1 protein-coding gene is annotated in these 4150 nt (G+C 66.3%); it reads right to left on the bottom strand.

Going from position 1 to position 4150, the window contains the following annotated elements:
- Window positions 1–4107 (bottom strand): amino acid adenylation domain-containing protein (locus VJ464_17200; protein ID HKQ06874.1); only part of this gene is annotated, 4107 nt, incomplete at its 3' end.
- Window positions 4108–4150: the final 43 nt, after the last annotated feature.

Below are 4150 nucleotides of genomic sequence, written 5' to 3'. Positions count from 1 at the left end.
CTCGTAGAGCTGCGTGAACTCCCTGGTCAGCACGCCCGCCGACCAGCCGTCGCTGGCGATGTGATGCATCACCACCACCAGCACATGTTCGTCCTCCTGCAACCGCAGCAGTGCCGCCCGCAGCACCGGCCCGTGTTGCAGATCAAACCCTCGGCCGCTCTCTTGCCGCACCACCTCGCCGGCCGCCGCCTCGCGCTCCTCTGCCGGCAACTGGCTGAGCTCCCAGAGCCGCAGTCGCACCCGAGCTTCGGCCTCGATCACCTGCACGGCCTGCGACTGATGCAATTCGAAGCGCGTCCGCAGCACCTCGTGTCGCCTCACGATCTCGCCCAGGCTTTGCTCCAAGGCCCCTACCTTCAACTCGCCGCTCAGCCGCACCGCCATCGGGATGTTGTAGGCGGCGCTCGCGGGCTCCAGTTGATGGATGAACCACAGCCGCTGCTGCGCGAACGATAGTGCTAGCTCGCCCCCCCGATCCACCAGCCGGATCGGAGGCGACTCGACGCCGCGGCCCGCGCGTCGCTCCTGCTCCAGCGCGTCGGCCAGTTCGGCTGCGGTCGGATGCACGAACAGCGCCCGCAGCGGCATCTCAACGCGCAGCGCTTCCCTCACCCGCGACATCACCTGCGTCGCCAGCAGCGAGTGCCCTCCCAGCTCGAAGAAGTTCTCGTCCACGCCCACACGCTCTCGCGACAACACCTCCCCGAAAAGGCCGCAGAGGATCTCCTCCACGGGCGTTCGCGGCGCGGCGCTGAGGCCACTGCCCTTCAGGCCGCCGGCCTCCGGCAGCGCTCGGCGATCCAGCTTCCCGCTCGCCGTCAGCGGCAGCTCACTCAAGCTGATGAAGGTCGCCGGCACCATGTACTCCGGCAGCTTGTCTTTCAGGTAGCCGCGTAGCTCCGCCTCCGAAGGCGCGCGCTCGCCGCCCGCCACCGTATAGGCCACGAGCCGTGTCGCTGCTCCCTGCCCCTGCACGCTGACCGCGCACTGCCTCACCCCTTCATGCCCTCTGAGTACCGCCTCGATCTCTCCTAGCTCGATCCGATAGCCGCGAATCTTGACCTGATGGTCGCGCCTCTCCAGGTAATCAATCTCCCGGTTCGCTAAGTACCGGACCATATCCCCTGTCTGGTAACAGCGCGCTCCGCTGGCCTCGCTGAGCGGCTCGGGGATGAACTTCTCGGCGGTCAGGTCAGGCCGATTGATGTACCCGCGCGCCACCCCTTCGCCGCCGATGCAGAGTTCCCCGGGCACACCGACACACACGGCCTCAAGGTAACGGTCAAGCATCCGCAGGCGCGTGTTCGACAGCGCTTTGCCGATTCCAACGACTTTCTCCTGGCCGGCCTCGGCACCAACCCGCCGCGCGGTGGCCCAGACGGTGGTCTCGGTCGGCCCATAGAAGTTCCAGGTCGGCACTCCCCACTCAAGCAGTTGCTCACCCAGCTCGCGGGGCAGGGCCTCACCCCCACTCGCGACCAGCCGAACGGCAAAAGGCTGCGGGTCGGGCGTTTGCCTGATTTCCGCCAGGGCGCGCAACGCTGACGGCGTCGCATGCAGGACCGTCACTTGCTCTCGCCGGATCAACTCCAGGAAACTGTCCGCCGATTGCGTCACGGCGCGCGGCACGATCACCAGCCTGGCCCCGCACACCAGAGGCGTCCAGATCTCCCACACCGAATAATCGAAGGAGAAGGAGTGGACGCAGCTCCAGACGTCGCGGCTACCGAACCCCAAGTCCGGGTCGGCCGTCGCGACGAGGTGGACCACGCTCCCATGGCTGATCCCCACTCCCTTCGGCCGGCCGGTCGAGCCTGAGGTGTAGATTACATAGGCGAGGTTAGAGGGCAGGACATTGGTGGCCAGGTCCGCCTCACTGTAACCGGCGCTCGCCGGGATCGCGCGCTCTAGGGTGAGCACCCGCGCCGTCGCCCCTTTAAGGTTGCGGGCCAGCTCCTGCGTGGTCACTACGACGGCGGCGTCGGCGTCGGCCAGCGTGAACGCAAGGCGGTCCGGCGGGGTCGCCGCCGCCAACGGCAAATACGCGCCGCCGGCCTTGAGCACGCCGACGAGCACGAGGAGTTTTTCCAGTGAGCGGTCCAGGTAGACTCCGACGACCGTTTCGGGGCCGACCCCCTGCTCGTTCAGATAATGTGCCAGGCGGTTGGCCCAGCGGTTCATCCCCCCATAAGAGACTTGCTCGGTTTCATAGCCCGCCGCGATGGCATCGGGCCGACTGCCGGCCTGCGCCGCGATCAACTCGTGCAGCGCTTGATCCTGCCCCGGCCAGCCGTCGGGTTGCGGGCCGCTCCAAGCGGCAGTCATTTGTGCGACCTCGGATGGCGCCATGACGGGTAGGCCGCCGATGCGGCAAGCCGGCTCGGCAATGGCCGCCGCCAGCAGGTTGGCGAAATGGCCGGCCAGCCGTTCGACGGTCGCTCGCTCAAACAAGTCCGTGCTGTACTCGATCCTCGCGCTCAGCCCATCGGCCGTCTCCTGCATGTCGAGCGAAAGATCAAACCGCGCTGTCACCCGCTCCATATCGACGCGACGAATGCCGAGGCCAGGTAGCTCGGCGCGCTGCGCCGGCAGATTGTGCAGCGCCATCAAGACTTGAAACAGCGGGTTATGGCTCAAGTCGCGCTCCGGCTGAAGCTCCTCGACGATCTTTTCAAAGGGCAGGTCCTGATGCATATAGGCATCCAGAGTGACCTCGCGCACGCGTCCTAAGAACTCCGCGAAGGGCGGGTTGCCGGTCAAATCACTCCTCATCACCAGCGTGTTAGCGAAATTACCGATCAGCTTCTCGATCTCTTTGCGGTTGCGATTGGCGACCGGCGTCCCCACCGATATGTCTTCCTGACCGCTATATTTGCATAACAGAACGTTGAGGCCGGCCAACAGACACATGAACGGGGTGACGCCCTGGCGGCGGCTGAGCGCGCGAATGCCGGAGGTGAGCTCTGGCGACAACCACAGGGGAAGAGTCGCGCCGCGGTAGCTCGCGACCGGCGGCCGCCGCCGGTCAGCCGGCAAATCCAGCACGCGCACACCAGAGAGGTGGCGACGCCAGTAATCCATTTGACTGTCAAGAACTGCCCCCTGCAACCACTCTCTCTGCCAGACCGCAAAGTCCGCATACTGCACCGCCAACTCTTCCAGCCGCACCTCGCGCCCGCTGACGTAGCCCTCGTACAACTGCGTGAACTCGCGTACCAGAATGCCGACCGACCAGCCGTCACTGATGATGTGGTGCATCACTACCAACAGCACGTGCTCCTGCTCGCCCAGCCGCAGCAGGCGGGCACGCAGCACTGGCCCACGCTCCAGGTCGAAGGGTGCTTCGGCACTCGCTCGCGCCAGCTCGCGTACCCGCTGCTCGCGCTCCTCGACAGCTTCGATCTGCCCGAGGTCTTCCAATGGCAGGGCAATCTCCTGGCTCTCCTCGATGACCTGCATCGGCTGCCCGCCGCGGCTGATGAACCGCGTCCGCAACGCCTCGTGGCGGCGCACCACCTCAGCCATCGCTCGCCGCAGCGCCTCAAGGTCTAACGCTCCCGTCAGCCGCACCGCCAGCGAGATGTTGTAAGCCGTGCTCTCCGGCTCAAGCTGATGGATGAACCACAGCCGCTGCTGCGCGAACGACAGCGGCAACTCGCTCTCCCGACTCCCGCGCTCAATCGCCGGGGCCACCACGCTCTTGCCTTCCTGCTGCCGCTGCTGCACCACCGCCGCCAGCCCCCGCACCGTCGGTTGCTCGAACAGCGCACGCAGCGCCACCTCTACTTGTAGCACCTCCCGCACTCGCGACATCACCTGCGTCGCCAGCAGCGAGTGCCCTCCCAGCTCGAAGAAGTTCGCCTCCACTCCCACTTCACTCACCCGCAGCACCTCGGCAAAGATCCCTCCCACCAGCTCCTCGATGACATTCTCTGCTGCGGCTGCCTCGCCCTCACCCTCTAGCGCCGCCGTCGGCGCCGGCAGCGCCTTGCGGTCGAGCTTGCCGTTAGCCGTCAGCGGCAGCTCCCCCAGCTCCACAAACGCCCCCGGCACCATGTACTCCGCCAGCCGCTCCCGCAGCCACTCTCGCAAACCCTTGCCACTCACCTCCTCCCCCTCCGCCTCCCTGACGTAGTAGCAGACCACCTGC

The sequence above is a fragment of the Blastocatellia bacterium genome (assembly GCA_035275065.1).
GTDB lineage: Bacteria > Acidobacteriota > Blastocatellia > UBA7656 > UBA7656 > DATENM01.
Note: the sequence above shows the minus strand (reverse complement) of the source record. Positions and strands in the feature narration are given on the sequence as shown.